The sequence below is a fragment of the Acanthopleuribacter pedis genome (assembly GCF_017377855.1).
Taxonomy (GTDB): Bacteria; Acidobacteriota; Holophagae; order Acanthopleuribacterales; family Acanthopleuribacteraceae; genus Acanthopleuribacter; species Acanthopleuribacter pedis.
Genome location: NZ_JAFREP010000021.1, coordinates 22,989 through 38,778, shown reverse-complemented (window position 1 = coordinate 38,778; position 15,790 = coordinate 22,989). Strand labels below are relative to the sequence as shown.

Sequence of the window (15,790 nt, the reverse complement as noted above, 5' to 3'; positions counted from 1 at the left end):
GCGGGTCAGGCTGATGGGTCGGCCCAAATTTGGTCGGGGCCGAGGGGTGAGCGATAAATGCCCGCGCGTAAAAAACTGTCGAGGAAGGCCGGCGCGCAATTGAGCTGGGCGGCGAACCGTTCTTTGAGGTGGTCGCCGTTGATGCCACGCGCCACCATCGCGGCCAGGGTGCCCCCTTGCTGTTGGTCGTTGCCGACTTGGGCGCGCACCTTGGGGCGCGCGTAAATCGCCGCTGGAATAAGGTCGCCCATCACTTGGCGGACCAACGCACTTTTGGCGTCGTCGTTGGCGAGCCACGCATCCGGTAGGGCGGTGTAGGCATCGGCGCAAAGCGCGTAGGGTTGGATGGCGGTCAGATCAAAATGATGGAACACGCCGACCTCGCGGTCGCCGCTGTCGAGGCCGCTGACCAGAAAACGTCTGAGCCGGCCCGGTTTCAAACGCGGTAAGGGGTAAAAGGTTTGGCCGGCGAAAGGGACGGGGCTGTAGTCGGCCACAAGTTCGTTCATGGTATCGCCGGTCAGCAAAACCGAACCCGGGGGCAAATCGCCGTGCGCGCCGATGCAGGCGTTCACCAAGGCACAGTGAACATTAAAATCGCGCCAGTCCTGGCCGTGGATGAGGGCGTTGTTGAGTTGCTCGGCCATGGTGTCGCCGTCGACATGGATTTCCCGGAGCGGGATGGACAGGTGGTCGGCGGCCAAACGCGCGTAGTGGAGATCCTCGCCGGCGGCGACATGGCGGCGGTCCAAATCAAGGGCAAAGGTGACGCCCTCAACCTTGCTAAAAAAGCGCCGTGCCATGGCGGCGATGCCGGTGCTGTCGAGCCCGCCTGAAAGGGTAACCCACACGGGAATGTCCCCGAGCGCGGCGGCCAGTTGCGCAAACACCCGGTCCAGTCGTGCGCGAATGCGGCCGGTGATGGTTGTGGCGGATTCGCCCGACCAGGCGCCGTAATCCCATTCCCGATAGCGTTGCAAGGACCAGCGTCGTTGGCTCGGGTTGAACCGGGCGCAACAGGCGGAAGGCAGCGACCAAATCGTGCGCGGCGGATAACCGGCCTCCCGCAACGCGTGCAGCAGCGGCGACCACGCGAAACCCCGTTCGGGATCAAACGCAAAAAAAAGTTTGTGGACACCCAGGGGATCGCGCAGCAGGTGATAGGTGCCGTCGTCGTCCACAAGCACGGTGGCAAAATGGCCGTCGATTTCGTTGATGAATTCCGGCTGTTGCCGCCAAGCCTCAAAAAAGGCCGCCGGTGGTTGCTTTTGGGTTTGGTGTAACAGGATGGGCGGCAGCGGTTTGCCGAGTGGGGTGACGGTTGTGAAACTCATGAACAACATCCCGCGAGAACTTGTTGGAAAATCGGCAAAGCGCGCTCAAGCATTTCATCGCTACAGGTAATCGAGACGCGGAAATGGCCGGGGTAGTGAAACAAGCTGGAGGGTGTGACCAAGACACCGTGTTGTGCCAATTCCCGTGCGAAATGGAAATCGTCGGCCTCGCCCGCCTTGGGGAACATGAAAAAGGTCGACTGGGGTTTGACGACCTGGTAGCCGGCGCCGGTTAAGGCGGCGTAAAGGGCGTCGCGGCGTTTTTGCAGACGGGTCATGTCGGGTCCCGCGTCCAAAAGTTCGCGAATGGCGATTTGCATCAGGGCGGTGGGTGTGCAAAAACCCATGATGCGACAAAGGCGTTCCAGAATGACCGCGTACTCGTCGGCCCGCTCCATGTCGGGGTTGACGGCGACGTAACCAATACGCTGACCCTGGATTTGCAGGCTTTTGCCAAAGGAATAGGCGACACAGGTATTGGGGTAATAAGTGACGGGCGAAACAAAAGGTGTATCGTCGAAAATAATGCCGCGGTGGCATTCGTCGGAAATCAGCAGCGGCGGATTGGGCGCGCGGTTGAGTACTTCGCCGAGGCCACGCAATTCTTCCTCATTGTAAATCAGGCCGGAGGGATTGGCCGGTTGCGAGAGGATGACGCCGTGGACCCGTTCGTCCAGCGCGGCCTCAATTGCGTTCAGGTCAAGCCTTTTGGTGACCGGATCGACCGGGACCATGACCGGTTCAATGCCGAGGTTGGTCAGGTAGAGCGGGTAGTCAAGCCAGCACGGGGTAATGATCAAACATTTGCTTTGGAACCATTTGCGAAACATCGAGCGAAACACCAGATTCAGCGCCGCCATGGAACCCGGCGTCAGCACCACGTTGCGCCAGGGAAAGCGTTTGCCATGGCTCTTGGAAAGGTGTTGGGCGATGAGACGACGGGTCATGGTGTTGCCGCCGTAGGGCGTGTATTGCAGGTTGAGCCGATGGGTTGTTTCCAGCGCGTTTTGCATGGCCTCAATCGCCTCGGGAACCGGCCCGTCGTAGGGGTTCGCATAGGCCAGGTCGCACAGATTCCGACCGTGCTGCTGGATGGTGGCCAGCCGCAGGGACTCAAATCGTTCCTGGGTGGCGAGGTAATGCAGCACATCGTCGGAGAGGAAACGTTTCATGAGGACACCTGTTTGCGGTCAATTTTTCCCGTTGCGGTGCGGGGTAGGGCTTGGTGGAGGACGATGTCGTGCGGAACCATGTAACGGGGCATGTGTTGGCGGCAATAAGCGGCCAAGGCGGCCTTTTGAAAGGTTGCGGCCTCCTTGGGGACCACGTGCAGGCGCAGGCGGCAGTGCTGTTGGGCGTCGTAAAAAGGCACAACAATCACTTCGGTTACCAGGTTGGAGGCATAAGCGACTTCCTCCACTTCCTCCGGGCTGAGGCGGAAGCCCTGAACCTTCAGCATTTGGTCGGCGCGCGCGACGAAGGTGAACCAACCCTCGCGGTCGCGGCGCACCACATCGCCGGAATAAACGGCGCGCGCGCCGGCGGTGTCGGCCATCGGGTCGGGCCGGAAGACGGCGGCGGTGGCGCGCGCGTTGTTCCAATAACCGAGCGCGACGGTGGGGCCTTGGTGAAGCAATTCACCCGGTGTGTCGGCGGGGCAGGGATCGCCGGCCGCGTCGACCACGCTCAGGCGGGTGTGGGGAATGGCGCGCCCCATGGAGCCGGGACGGGCCGCCAGCTCTTCCGGTGGCAAATAGCTGGAGCGGAATGCCTCGGTCAGGCCGTACATTAGCACGATGTGGCAATGGGGCAGGGTTTCTCGGTAGGCGGCCAACAGGTTTTGGGGAAAGGCGCCGCCGGAGTTGGTGATTAACCGTAAATCGGGCAAGGCGGTTTGTTTGAGCGGGGAGAAGCGGCTCATCAGTTGTAACCACAAGGGCGGTACCCCGGCGAAGACGGTGATGCGATGGTCCACCAATGCACGACAGATGTCGGCGGGCAAGGCGCCGTTGTGAAGCACGATGCGCGCGCCCGTGTAAAAGCCGCTCAACATTTGGTTGAGGCCGTAGTCGAAGTTAAAGGGCAAAACGCATAGAATGCGGTCCTCGGGTTGCAATCCGAGGTAACCGGCGACAATGCGGGCGCCGGCGAAGAGGTTGCGATGGCTGACCAAAATACCCTTGGGTTTGCCGGTTGAGCCGGAGGTGTAGAGGATCACGGCCGGATCGTCGGGATTAGCTTGGTCGGGGATCGCGGTCAACGCGGGAAGCGTTTCTTCCATGGGTTCGTCGATGCACAAAACCTGTCCCGCAAAGGCGGCGGTGTCTAGCTGCCGCAGCTTCCGTGAAGTGGTGACCAAGAGCCGTGCGCCGCTGTCGCAGAGGATATGATCGATTTGGTGTTGTTTGAGTTCGGTGTTGACGGGGACGACGATCCCGCCGGCGATCCAAGCCCCAAAGAAGGCTGCAACAGTGTCGCGTGATTTGTCCAACAGCAGGGCGACCCGATCTCCATAGCCCAGGTCATGGTGTTGGAGCATGCGCGCGTATTGACGGGCGGCCGCGGCGCAAGCGGCGTAGGTCCAGTGCGTATCGCCGTCAATCAGCGCGGTGCTGTCGGGCCGCATGGTGGCGCCTTCACGCAAAACGGTTTCGATGCGGTGCTCAAACAAACCCATGGTTCACTCCTGAGGGTGTCGGCATGGTCATCCGAATGGGTAAGGCTGTGGGGGAGGTGACTTGGGTCGCGGCGTTCATCACGAAAAACACCTTATATTTCAGTTATATGACCCATTTGGGTCACACTATAAGAACGGAATGAAATGGAGGCATAGCGCTTGGCTTTCATGTTCGAGGCGGCCGAAAAAAGGCTGGGTCCGCGGAGACAGGTAACGGTGGATTTTTTGAAAAGTTCGCAAGATGACATAAAAGCTTCAGAACCGGAAATAAATGAAGGCGTTAGCTCAGGGAAGGGGTGTCACCCGGGGTTGTTGGGCAACCATTTTGGACTGCTTGACCCTTACTTATCGCGGTTTGCGGTGGCTGGTCAAGGACAAAGGCGCGCCTGGCAAATGTGCGGTAGATCACCAAATAGCGCCCTCTATAGTACTTTAGCGTGATCTAGCGGTGAAAACGTTCAGGAAATGGAAAAAAAGTGGAAATTGTGCGCTGCATCCAATGGCGACGTCTCTTCTTGGAAAAAAAGATGGTTTTTTTCACCAAAGTTTCGGTGGTTTCTTGCAGATATAATGCGTGTGGTTGAAAACGCACGAAAATGCACGCTTGGCGGTTGCCTTGATTCCCGCCGCCCTGGCTCTTCCCGATTGCACCAACGCGGCGTTCCATCATTGCGAATGGTTGTTCTAAAGTCGGTTAACCCTTGTGGACCATCAACCAAAGCGGTAGGAAGGGCAGGATCGTGGCGATCATCCCGAATATGGTCCACCAGCGGGTGAGTCGTTGGTAACGGCCGTCTATATCGCCGTCCGGCGACATTTCGCGAAGCAGTTGGGTTTGACGCCACTGGATGGGAACCAGAAGACCCAACCAAATAACCGCCGAGGCGCCAAAGGCCGCCAAGCTCCAAAACAACCACGCTTGTTGGAGCAGGGCGTCCCACGACGGCACCAGCCAAAGTCCGGTCGCCACAATTAACGAGGCGCCGCCGGCGGTGAACACCATGTCGGTCAGGTTCACCAACTGTTGGCTAAACCGAATGATCGCTACATCACCGGTGCGGTCGGCCAGCGTTTTCCAAAAGGCGGTCACGATAATGTTGCCAAGGAAAAGAACCACGCCCAAAAGATGGAACATTTTTACCGTCGCGTAGGTCATTTTAAATCTCCTTATGTTGCCAGTGTCAACATGGCGTACAGGGAATATAATGACCGATGTTGTCGATGTCAACATATCGGGCGTTTTTTAGGGTCTCTTCGCTCCCCTAGCGCACCCGATTACTTGAGAAGGAGGTTCATCGTGGAAAAAAAGGCCTATCACCACGGCGATCTACGAGCCGCGTTGTTGGATGCCGCGGAAACCCTGCTCGCGGAGAAAGGGGCGGCCGGGTTGAGTTTGCGGGCCGCGGCCAAACGCGCCGGGGTCAGTCACACCGCGCCCTACCGCCACTTTCCCAACAAAGCCGCCTTGCTGACCGCGGTTGCGGCCCGTGGTTTTGTCGCTCTGGCGGAAGGGACGGCCGCGGCGGCGGCCGCCTTTGCCGACGATCCGGCGCGCCAACTCCGCGAGGCCGGGCGCTGTTACGTGGTGCAATCCCTGGCCAACCCGGCGCGGGCGATGCTGATGTTCGGTGGTAATGTGCCGCTCGACGGCGAGGACCCGCTTTTTCAGGAAGCGGGACAGCGGGCTTTTGACGGGCTACAGGCCATTATCGCCGCGGGCCAACGGGCGGGCGTTTTCCGTGATGATCCGATTCGCCCCTTGGCGCTAACGCTGTGGTCGAGTGTTCACGGTTTGGTGATGCTGTTGCTGGCCGACCAAATTCGCGATCTTCCCGCCGACGAGCCACAACGGGTCGAAGAAATGGTGGCTTGGGTTACCGAGGTTACGCTGAACGGGGTGCGGCGCCGGGAATAACGCCGCTTAAGGTCAACGGGGTTCCGGTTGTTTCGCCGGTTGCAGGGCGGCCTCATTCGCCACCCGTTCGTAGCGCCAGGTTGTGTCGAGCACCTCGATGCGTTGGGTTTTACCCGCGCTGATGAAAAAGGCCTGGCGTGCTTTGTGGCCGTTGAGTTCCACGCGCAGCCCGTCCGCGACCGCGGTGACCCCAATTTCAATCGTATAAACGCGCCCATCCAAGCTATCCAGCATTTGGGCTTGGTAGGGTTTTCCCGCTTCAAACGGAAACAACGGCAGCAAAGCGAACAAGCCGACCCGTGAGAAGGTTTGGCTGGACAGCGGTTGATTGATTTCGCGACGGTTGTCGCCCATTTGGACATGGCCGCTTAAAACGCCGTCCTTGGTGTTCAGGGCGACATCGACCGCGGCTTTTCCGAAATAGCCGTCGCCGGTGAGTTGGGTCAGGCCGCCGTCGGCGAGGGCGACCACGCTAACCAATTCTTCCGCCACTTTAAATACCGGAACCAGGGTTTTGTCGCGAATAGTGAGCTGCCCGTCGTTCACCTCGCGCGACAACACCATGGAACCCGAGGGTTCGCCTTTATAAAACTGCTGGAACACCGCGGTTTCTGCAAGCCTGAGGTGGTTGAGCACGTCTTTGGGAACGATGAGGGTTGCTTGGCCCGGCGCTTGGAAGGCGGTCGCGGGTAAAACAGAAACTATGAAGAAGAGAAGAAGGAGCCGTCGCATCGAGTGCCTCGCTGGTGGTAGCTTTGTTTCATGAGATGGAAAAGATTATCTTGGCCAAAATACCCAAATTCAGTCAAAAGTGACATCCGTTTGGTTTGTGGAAGGTGGTGATGGGCCGTCTATTTCAGCGATTGTTGCAGAAAAACATATCCATTTGGTAGTACTTAGCCGGGGCTGGTTCCCTGCTCTTGAGCGAAACCGCCTTAGGCGCTACAATTGCGCAAATCCATTCAAAAATCTAAAAGTCGTTTCTCCAATCCGACTTTTTGTATTTCGTGGACAGGAGTTCCGATGCATCCGGCCCGAACTTTGAAGTCGGCCACGTTCGACGCCCACCGTGACCTGGAACGCCATCCGCTCGTTAAAAAACTTGGCGAGGCCGCTTTGGATCGTTTCGAATACGGGCTTTGTTTACAAGGTTTTGAGCGGTTTCACATGGGGTGGGAATTGATGATCAGCCAACACGCGATGTTACGCGCCCCCGAACTGCCACCACCCATGGCGCATGCCGCCCTGATTCGCGCGGATCTCGACCAATTGAAGCCTACCCTCAACCGCGCGGCCCCCGTCCCGTTAGCATTTGACTGGTGCGCGACGCCCGGCGACATAGCCGGCGTTCTTTACGTGGTCGAGGGGTCCAACCTGGGGAACGCGGTTTTGGCCAAACGCCTGAAGCCTTTGGGTTACCCTCTTGCCTTTTTTACCGAGGCCGGCCGTGTTGCGGGAACCCGTTGGCCCCGTGTCCAGGCCTGGCTTAACGCGGAACTCACCCAAACCCAGACACTTCGGCGGGCCGTCTCGTCCGCGCGCAATACCTTTCACCTGATGATGGCACTGTTTGACCGAATGGCCCAACCGGAGCAGGAGATCCTTTGAAGAAAACGCTACAGATCCCCGAGGATTTTCAATACCTAAACCCCGGCACCGAGGTCACCCTGACCAACTGTGACCGGGAAGCCGTTCAATTCATTGACCGAATTCAAGAAGGGATTTGGGTTTTTGTTTTGGCCGGCACCGGTGTCGATGGGTTGAGCCTGCAACCTGCCGCGGTATCCGCCAACATCAACCAAATCGCCGGCATGTCGCCAAGCACCTTCATGGCGCGTCCGCTATCGGACGTCTTGGGCTGGCAACTGTTGCGGTTGGCGCGTGAAGTCTTTGAAAGCAACCAGGAAATTCCGTTGCAAAGATTCAGTCAATCCTTCCCCTGGAACCGAAAAGTTCGCTTTGATCTCGCCCTCCATCGCGCGGGAGAACATCTTGTTTTAGAGTGGTTTACGGAGGAATTCGAGGCGCCGCACCTGGTGGACTCTTTGCTGGAAATGGCGATTGGCATTGAACAGCCCGCCGAGCTTTACCATGAAGCATGCCGTGTTTTAAAACGGGCCCTTCACGTGGACCAAGCGATTCTCTACCGCTTTGACAATAACTACAACGGCGAAGCTTTGGCTGAGGCGCGCGAAGAACATTTGCAGGCGTACAAAGGGCTTTGGTTTCCCGATTCAGACATTCCCTTGCCCGCCCGCATTGTGATGGCCAAACGACCGGTGGGTTTGGTCCAGAACCACAGCAAGGAAGGGCAAGCCCTTGTCTTTCGAGAACCTTCCAAAATTCCGGTTGACCTTTCCCGCGCTGTCGGGCGCGCCCCCTCGGTGATGTGTTCCCGCTATTACTGCAATATGGGCGTTCATGGCGCCATGGTTGGTTCGCTGCTCCATCGGCAGCGTTTGTGGGGTTTCTTTTCGTTATGGAAATACAACAAGCCGCTGCGTTTGGGTTTGCGAACGCTTCGCGAACTGCGCATGTTCTGCCAGAACTTCATGGAACTGGCCCACGAACTGAACGAGCGCGTCAACCGCAATCACATTTTGATGCTAAAGCACCGCCACGAGGTTCTTTTGGAGCACATGCTCGATGCCGTCGATATCGATGGTGCCATGAACGAGGTGGCCCATCTTTCTGAAATGATCCCTTCCGACGGGGCGGTTTTGATTTCTCCCGAACGGTTGGTCACCTCGGGATTGTGTCCCCCGGAACCCGTCCTGCGTGCGCTAACCCTTTGGTTACAGGAACACCACGGTCACCTGCCGGTTTATTTCCACCGCAGACTCGCCGCGGTGTTTCCCCCGGCGCAAGAAGTGGTTGATCAGGCGGCGGGTGTGCTTGCCTTGCGGTTGGGGCGACGAAAAGCGGCTTACCTCATGTGGTTTCGCGGTGAAATCACCCAAAAGATTAAATGGGCCGGGAAGCCGGTAAAGGTAGCCGATCTCCAAGATCCCGACAAGCGGTTGATGCCGCGGGCGTCGTTCTCCCTTTGGGTCGAGCAGGTGAGAGGGTTCTCCGCACCCTGGCAAACCTATGAAATCGATCTCGCCCTGGCCTTGCGTGACGAAATGGTGATGGTGTTGCATGAACTGGGCAATCACGAATTGGTCGGGTTGCTGTCCCGTGCCAACGAGGCACGACGGGCCAAGGAACGCTTGCTGGGCAATGTGAGCCACGACTTGCGCACCCCGATCCACGGCATCCTCGCCAATGCTGAACTCTTGGAACAGGAGTTGGAGAACCCGGAACTCCTGGAGATGACGGCCGATATCGTGAGTTCATCCGTGTTGTTGACCCGTTTGCTCAACGATTTGCTTGACCAGGCGCGTTTGGATGCTGGGCATGTTTCCTTAAAACCCAGCTCCTTCCGTGTGCCGGACCTCGAGAAAAAGGTGCGCGCCGCCTTGCTCGGTTTGACCAAAAAAACCAAGGTGCCGCTTGCGTTCCGGTGGCTGGGTTCCTTCGATGAACCGGTTTGGATGGATGCCGACCGCGTTGTTCAAATCCTCAACAATCTCATTTCCAACGCCATGAAGCATTCACCTTCCGGGGAACATGTGGATGTGGCGATGCAACTGAACGGCACGGATCAAGCGTCGCGGCAGTTGGTGATGAACATTGCCGACGCCGGCAAGGGCATTGCCCCGGAGGAACGCGGCAAGGTTTTGGAAGCGTTTCACCAAAGTGGGGCGGCCCTCCACGAAAAAACCAACGGTGTAGGTTTGGGTTTGAGCATTGTAAGAGGGCTGTTGCAGATTATGAATGGGAGGCTCGAGATTGACGAAAGTGATCGCGGCGGCGCGCTTATGCGGGTGACCCTTCCGGTTCCACCCATGCCGCACAAGGGCGGCGCACCGCCAAAAGCCAAGGAAACGCGGCTAAAAGAAATCCCGTCTCTTGCCGGTTATCGCCTGCTCGTGGCCGAGGACAACAAGGTGAACCAACGGGTGATGTCTCGCCTTTTGTCCCGAACCGGTTGCGATTTTGATATTGTCACCGACGGGCGCGAAGCCGTCACCATGGCCTTGAAAAACAACTACGATCTGTACGTATTTGATATCCAAATGCCGAATTTACATGGTGATACGGCGATTAAGGAACTGCGTGTGATGGACGTGCCCGCGGCCAAAGTGCCGGCCCTCGCGGTCACGGCTTTTTCGGCCGATGAGGATCGCCGCTGGTTCTTGGACTGTGGTTTTGACGGTTTTTTGGCCAAACCCATTCGTCTCGCTTCATTTGTCGCCTTGGTCTTGGAAACCTTAAAGAAACCCTGATTGGCGCAGGTAGGAGCCGGTCGCGACCGCGCTGCCTCTCTGGGCCGGGGTTTTATCCGATGAGGCGATCACCCTGATCCCCGCGTTTCTTATGGTACCAGGCTGTGTTTTTCGGCCGTATCGGCTTAGCCGCGTCACCCGTTTCAAAACGGTAAAATCGTCGCCAAATCATCGCCGCCCAACAGCGCCAACACCAAACGGTCCAGGCCCAGCGCAATCCCCGCCGCCGGTGGCATTCCCGACGCCAACGCCGCCAGAAAGGCTTCGTCCATCGGATAAACCGCTTTACCCAAGGCGCGTCGTTCTTCCTGGTCCGCCGCGAAGCGAGCCCGTTGCACCCCATGATCGGTGACTTCGTAAAAGGCGTTGGCCAATTCAATCCCTTTTACATAGATTTCGAAGCGATAGCAGGCGGGCATTTCCCCGGCGACCACCGGCATTTTTTTGGCCAAAGCCGCTTGCGAGGCCGGATAAGCCGTGACCAGGGTCGGTTGCTCGAAACCCAGCCGCGGTTCGATAAAGTTGAGAAACAATTGAAAATACAACGTGTCCCAATCGTCTTCTTCCGACCAAGGTAAACCCTTGGCTTCCAGGCAGGCCCGCAGCGGATCGCGGTTGTGATGGTCCCGTAAGGGTAGGTCCAAATAACGTTCGAACAGGCCCGCGCAGGTTACCACCTCAATGGGCCGACGGAAGTAGGCCGGATCCGTTGCCTCCTCCGCAAGCTCGGCAAACAATCCCTGCACATCCTCCTGGAGCCGGTCCAGGTCGGCCCACAAGCGATACCATTCCAGCATGATAAATTCTTCGCGGTGCATGCGACCGATGTCGCCCGCGCGAAAACTGGCTGCAAATTGGAACACCTTTTCCAGCCCGCCCGCCAGCAGCCGTTTCATGTGGAGTTCCGGTGAGGTGCGCAGCCATTGGTCCCCGGCGGCGAAGGTGTCCAGGTAGGGTTCCATGCCGGGACAGGCCACTTTCACCGGTGTGTCGCATTCCAGAAAATCGGCGTTGAGAAAAAAGCGGCGAACCTTTTGGTGGATGCGGCCTCGGCGTTTCAGCATCGCTTGCTTGGCGAACAACGGACCCGTGGCCTCGTTGACTGCAATCGGCGCTTGATACACCAAATGCCACCCGTCGTGATCCAAGCGTATCGCCGCCCAGCTTGGCGAGGCCGACGGCAGTTGCACCGCGACCGCCGCCGGCAGCGGCAACGAGCCGGAGTCGTCTTGCAGCACCGCCGCCCCGGATGCGTCCCCGGTTTTTCGCCAGGTGACGCGACCCGCGACAAGGCCGTGCCCTGAACGTAAAAAAGCCGCAATCGAGATGCGGCTTTTAAAGGATCCGATGTGTTGCGGCAAGCTTAGCGACCCTCGGGTCTTTTGCAGCGTTCCACGTAACTGCCGTCGCGGGTGTCGATGCGAATCCACTCGTTTTGGTCGATGAACAGGGGAACGTTCAAGCGGTAACCACTGCTGACCACGGCCGGTTTCAGCGTGTTGGTGGCCGAGTTGCCTTTAATGCCGGGTTCGCAATCGGTAATTTCCATCTCGACAAAGTTGGGGACTTCTACGCTGATTGGCATGTCGTTGTAAAAGGAAACGTTGACTTCCATGTTCTCGTACAGGTAGTTCACCGCATCGGCCAGAACGTCTTCCATGATGGACACCTGATCGTAGGTTTCCATGTTCATGAAGGTGTAGCCGTCGCCGTCGTTGTAGAGGAACTGCATGTCGTAGTCGTTGACCGTCGCCGGTTTGGCGGTTTCGTTCGATTTAAAGGTCCGTTCGGTAGTAGAACCGGTCATCAAGTTCTTCAGCTTGGTGCGCACAAAACCCTGGCCTTTGCCGGGACGCACAAAGTCGACGTCCAACATGACGTATGGCTCGTTGTTAATTTCAATCTTTAAACGTTTTCTAAATTGGTCGGTCTTAATCATGCCGTGAGAACCCTTCTCTTAAAAAAATGGAACGCGGAAATAGCGAAGCGAAACGAACCTGCCGCGTCGAACCCGGCAAAAACCGGGCGGGTAGCCGCGTGGTGACCCAAGGCTCGTGATTGCGATGAACTACCCAATCTAGCAGCATAGCAAATGACCCTGTGGAACCCAAGAATCTATTTCTTTTTTAGATGGTGGGCTGTTGGGATTGGGTTTGTTTTATTCTGGGCCGCGCACGCGGTGATCCTGCACGCCCCAACGAGGGCCGCCCAACCCCAACCACGGGCTGTGCTTCGAATGAACGCCGGGCGCAGCCCGGCCACCCTGGAAGCTCCCTGGAGGGGCCGACACCCCAGGCGTTACGGATCCACAACCCCGCGTGGATGATCCCGGTCCAATCGATTGTTGGCGGGGCACATTCCGGTCGAATCGCCGCGCCGGATCGCCCGAGGAAACAATGTTTGGATGGGGCTGACCCGGCGAACCCCGGAAGGGTTCGCACGCCGAAATCCGTGGACCACAAAAAAATTTGAACCGTGCGCCGGAGGCGCGCGACAACCGGCTGCGCTGAAGGCGCAAAGGCGCCGAGGGCGCCGGTGATTTCAGCCCAGATCAAGCGGTTGTGGAACAACCGATTGCTCTGGGTCCATGGGGGTTCCCGTCGTGCAGACGCTGAAGGCGTCGGTCACAGAACCATCAACTGCAACGCCCGTTTGATCATCCCCGCCAATATCCAATGGCACCGGGATCATCCACGCCAACAATCCCAACGCCGGATCGCCCCCATCCAAGCATGGCACCCTCGGTTGATTCGGTACGATTCCTATTTGGTTGTGACCTCGACCCGGCGCGCCGCAAAAAACGGGGACGCATGAACGCCGGGCTGCGCCCGGCCACGCTGCACGCATCCTAGGGGCTCGGGGTTCACGGACGGAACAACCCTGAACCCTATCCCGAGGCCGAGCTTCCCCCGGAACCCAGCCGGGCCAAGGTGGTTAAAAAGGATTCACACTGGTTTTGGTCCATCGGTTCCCAGCGCCCGCGGCGGAAACGGCCGTGGGTCGCGTTTTCGCCGATCACGAAACTGGTCACGTGTTTGCCCGCCTGGGTGAACACGTGACACCGACCGCGCCTGCCGCGCAGGATCACCGTCTCCTCGCGTGTATCGAAGAAAAAATCTTCCATTCGCGCCGTTTCCACGTCCGCCATCGCCTTGTCAATCGGCCGCAACAACGCGCGCCGTTCCTCCGCATGTTTGGTGCGCCGCTGCCGCTGCCGGTATCCCTGCTGGAGCTGTTGCCGCAGTTGTTGCAAGATTTCGGGCACCTGGCGCAACAACTGGCGCGGTTTCACGCCGCTCCCTTTCTTTTTGAGCTGCGCCAACTGTTGCTCCAGCCCGGCCAGACGTTCTTCCGCCTGGCGCCGCGCCCGGCGGATCCAGCCGTATTGCTCCTCCAGTCGGGTTTCCAACTCGTCGCGGTCCTCGCCGTGCATGACCACATTCAAATGGAGCCGGATCAGACCCTGTGGCGTGCGCGACTCCACCGCCTGGAAGCTGATCGCCAGGCGCTCCCGCTCGCCGCCGTGACCCACCATGCTGAGATACCCCAAGATGACCTGACCGATTAAGGAAAACCGTTTGGAAGACTTGCCAAAGGGCGAGAGCTGGCGGTTTTTGAGATGGTGGCCCGCCAGTTGCCGGGCCACCACCTGACCGTTCTCGCGGTAAAGCTGGTCGACCCGCTCGTCCTTCAAGTCCAGAAGGAATTGCGCCATGTCGCACCAGCGCGGTTGGCCCACCGGATCGTAACCCGCGAATACCTCGCTCGGTGAACCCGGCACCCCATGGTCACAATCCGCCGCATCACACTGGAAGCAGTAAACCCGTCCCTGGGTGAAGCAGGACTGGCGGGCCTCGTGTTGTTCCAAAACATCGCCCAGTTGTTCTTCAAGCGGGGGATCAAAATCGAGCCGCCACGGATCGCCGGGGACCACCTGAAAGCTTAAATTGAGGTCGATGGGTATGTCGTTGGCCGCTTTCCCGAACATGGCTTGGTATTTGGCCCGCACCGTTTCAATCAGCAGGTTTTCCAGGGATTGAGGGGTGGCGGCCGGTGTCGCCTTTGGCTTGCGTCGCCGCCTGGGACGCCGTTTGGCCGCTTTGTTGGGCGGTGTTTGGGAGGGTTCCGTCCGTGGTGGTGGCGCTTGAGTGTCCGACGACGGGTCGCGCATAGGTCCCTCCCTTATTGGTTTGTCAAACGGTCCCGCCGCGCAAACAAGCGGTGTAAAAGGCACGGATGCAGTGCTTTACCCTGTTGGAAAAAACACCGCGCACAGCCGTGGGACCGTTCCCTTCATTTTAGCCGCCTCCGTCTTGGGCGAGTAGCCCAAAAAATGATTCTGACGCGCCGGGCTGTGCTCGGGTAAGATACGTCACCGTGTGTTTTGCGACACACCGACCCCGTTTTGTTCCGAGGAAAACCATGGCTAACCCGTCTTTTTCGTCCCTTCACGCCGTTGCCGATCGCCAAGCCGAATCGGCCGATGCGGCGGCGTCCACGACCCCGGCCGCCGAGGGTTTTGCGCCGCGTCCCGACATCAACCGTGTTCTGGACGTGCCCGCCGAGGTCACTGACCAGGTGCGCCGTGTGTTTCCCGTTCAATGGCCCCGTTACTACCTCGACCTCGCCGAACAGCAGGGTCCCGACTCCGCCGTGGCGCGCATGGGTCGGCCCCGCCTCACCGAGTTAGTGCAGGATCAGGGCGACATCGCCGACCCCATTGCCGACCGCCGACAACGGCCCGTTCCCTTCGTGGTCCAAAAACACGCCGACCGCGTCATCATCCTCGCCACCAAGAAATGCCATTTCTACTGCCGGTTTTGCTTCCGACGCGAGGAACCCGTCGCGCGGGCGATGGAGTTGAGCCGCGCCGATTGGCGGTGCATTTTCGATTTCCTGCGTGCCAATCCCGACATCAAAGAACCGATCCTCAGCGGCGGCGATCCGCTGACCCTAACGGACGAACACCTGGCTTGGGTTCGGTCCGAGCTGGAAACCATTCCTTCCGTCACCCACTGGCGCATCCACAGCCGCGCCCCGGTCCATTACCCCGCGCGGGTGACGACTGGTTTAACCGCGGCGTTGCAGGGCCGCCTGCCGCTGCGCCTCGTCTGCCACTTCAACCACCGCGACGAACAAACCCCGCAAAGCCTGGCCGCGGTTGCGCGGTTGCAAGCGGCGGGCGTCCAAGTTGAAAACCAGGCGGTTCTGCTACAGGGCGTCAACGACAGCCTCGCCGCGCAACAGGCCTTGTGGCAAGGCCTGGCCGCCGCCGGCGTGAAACCACGCTACCTGCACCACCCGGACCGCGTGGCGGGCAACGCCCCGTTCCGCGTCTCCATCGAACAAGGCCGCCGCTTGTACACCGCCATGACCCAAACCCTCGACCCCGAGCAAAACCCGCGTTACGTGATCGACCTCCCCGACGGCACCGGCAAAATCCCCGTCGCGGCCATGGAACGCCAAGCCGACGGCACCTACCGCTACCAACACCCGGACGGCCGTCTAAGCGTGTACCAGGACTGGTGCTGAC

Annotated in this window: 12 protein-coding genes; 4 read left to right on the top strand and 8 right to left on the bottom strand. The window is 58.9% G+C overall.

Going from position 1 to position 15,790, the window contains the following annotated elements; all coding sequences use genetic code 11:
• Positions 1-5: 5 nt before the first annotated feature.
• From J3U88_RS21245 to J3U88_RS21230, 4 genes are all read right to left on the bottom strand, one after another.
• Complete coding sequence (locus tag J3U88_RS21245; protein ID WP_207860990.1) at positions 6-1,334, bottom strand: asparagine synthase-related protein; 1,329 nt, start codon at positions 1,332-1,334, stop codon at positions 6-8.
• On the bottom strand, positions 1,331-2,506 hold the full coding sequence (locus J3U88_RS21240; protein ID WP_207860989.1) for an aminotransferase class I/II-fold pyridoxal phosphate-dependent enzyme: 1,176 nt from the start codon (positions 2,504-2,506) through the stop codon (positions 1,331-1,333). Before J3U88_RS21240 ends, J3U88_RS21245 begins: the two co-directional genes overlap by 4 nt.
• On the bottom strand, positions 2,503-4,011 hold the full coding sequence (locus J3U88_RS21235; protein ID WP_207860988.1) for an AMP-binding protein: 1,509 nt from the start codon (positions 4,009-4,011) through the stop codon (positions 2,503-2,505). Before J3U88_RS21235 ends, J3U88_RS21240 begins: the two co-directional genes overlap by 4 nt.
• Before the next feature lie 694 nt (positions 4,012-4,705).
• On the bottom strand, positions 4,706-5,167 hold the full coding sequence (locus J3U88_RS21230; RefSeq protein ID WP_207860987.1) for a DUF2269 family protein: 462 nt from the start codon (positions 5,165-5,167) through the stop codon (positions 4,706-4,708).
• A 141-nt stretch (positions 5,168-5,308) separates the two neighbouring features.
• On the opposite strand from J3U88_RS21230, the gene J3U88_RS21225 reads away from it, so the two are divergent.
• Positions 5,309-5,926 (top strand): WHG domain-containing protein, encoded by a 618-nt coding sequence (locus J3U88_RS21225; protein WP_207860986.1) that lies wholly within the window; start codon positions 5,309-5,311, stop codon positions 5,924-5,926.
• A 12-nt stretch (positions 5,927-5,938) separates the two neighbouring features.
• On the opposite strand, the gene J3U88_RS21220 is transcribed toward J3U88_RS21225, so the two are convergent.
• Positions 5,939-6,658, bottom strand: coding sequence for a hypothetical protein (locus tag J3U88_RS21220; protein ID WP_207860985.1), 720 nt, complete (start codon positions 6,656-6,658; stop codon positions 5,939-5,941).
• Positions 6,659-6,949: 291 nt separating this feature from the next.
• Here J3U88_RS21220 and J3U88_RS21215 point away from each other — a divergent pair, with 291 nt between their 5' ends.
• Together J3U88_RS21215 and J3U88_RS21210 are read left to right on the top strand one after the other, a co-directional pair.
• Complete coding sequence (locus J3U88_RS21215) at positions 6,950-7,534, top strand: biliverdin-producing heme oxygenase (protein ID WP_207860984.1); 585 nt, start codon at positions 6,950-6,952, stop codon at positions 7,532-7,534.
• Positions 7,531-10,257, top strand: coding sequence for a hybrid sensor histidine kinase/response regulator (locus J3U88_RS21210; protein ID WP_207860983.1), 2,727 nt, complete (start codon positions 7,531-7,533; stop codon positions 10,255-10,257). Before J3U88_RS21215 ends, J3U88_RS21210 begins: the two co-directional genes overlap by 4 nt.
• Positions 10,258-10,400: 143 nt before the next feature.
• Here the strand turns inward: J3U88_RS21210 and epmA are convergent, their stop codons facing one another.
• The 3 genes from epmA to J3U88_RS21195 form a co-directional block, all read right to left on the bottom strand.
• The gene (gene epmA, locus J3U88_RS21205) at positions 10,401-11,618 is read right to left on the bottom strand and encodes an EF-P lysine aminoacylase EpmA (RefSeq protein ID WP_207860982.1); all 1,218 of its coding nucleotides are present in this window, start codon (positions 11,616-11,618) and stop codon (positions 10,401-10,403) included.
• Positions 11,619-11,620: 2 nt separating this feature from the next.
• Positions 11,621-12,196, bottom strand: coding sequence for an elongation factor P (efp, locus tag J3U88_RS21200; protein WP_207860981.1), 576 nt, complete (start codon positions 12,194-12,196; stop codon positions 11,621-11,623).
• Positions 12,197-13,144: 948 nt separating this feature from the next.
• Entirely contained in the window at positions 13,145-14,428 is a 1,284-nt protein-coding gene (locus J3U88_RS21195; RefSeq protein WP_207860980.1) for a hypothetical protein, read from the bottom strand.
• Between the two features lie 251 nt (positions 14,429-14,679).
• Here J3U88_RS21195 and J3U88_RS21190 point away from each other — a divergent pair, with 251 nt between their 5' ends.
• On the top strand, positions 14,680-15,789 hold the full coding sequence (locus J3U88_RS21190) for a KamA family radical SAM protein (protein WP_207860979.1): 1,110 nt from the start codon (positions 14,680-14,682) through the stop codon (positions 15,787-15,789).
• Position 15,790: the final 1 nt, after the last annotated feature.

Excerpts from the sequence above, each read along its gene's own strand:
- J3U88_RS21245 (WP_207860990.1), bottom strand. The coding sequence starts at position 1,334 with ATGAGTTTCACAACCGTCACCCCACTCGGCAAACCGCTGCCGCCCATC.
- J3U88_RS21240 (WP_207860989.1), bottom strand. The coding sequence starts at position 2,506 with ATGAAACGTTTCCTCTCCGACGATGTGCTGCATTACCTCGCCACCCAG.
- J3U88_RS21235 (WP_207860988.1), bottom strand. The coding sequence starts at position 4,011 with ATGGGTTTGTTTGAGCACCGCATCGAAACCGTTTTGCGTGAAGGCGCC.
- J3U88_RS21230 (WP_207860987.1), bottom strand. The coding sequence starts at position 5,167 with ATGACCTACGCGACGGTAAAAATGTTCCATCTTTTGGGCGTGGTTCTT.
- J3U88_RS21220 (WP_207860985.1), bottom strand. The coding sequence starts at position 6,658 with ATGCGACGGCTCCTTCTTCTCTTCTTCATAGTTTCTGTTTTACCCGCG.
- J3U88_RS21215 (WP_207860984.1), top strand. The coding sequence starts at position 6,950 with ATGCATCCGGCCCGAACTTTGAAGTCGGCCACGTTCGACGCCCACCGT.
- efp (WP_207860981.1), bottom strand. The coding sequence starts at position 12,196 with ATGATTAAGACCGACCAATTTAGAAAACGTTTAAAGATTGAAATTAAC.
- J3U88_RS21195 (WP_207860980.1), bottom strand. The coding sequence starts at position 14,428 with ATGCGCGACCCGTCGTCGGACACTCAAGCGCCACCACCACGGACGGAA.
- J3U88_RS21190 (WP_207860979.1), top strand. The coding sequence starts at position 14,680 with ATGGCTAACCCGTCTTTTTCGTCCCTTCACGCCGTTGCCGATCGCCAA.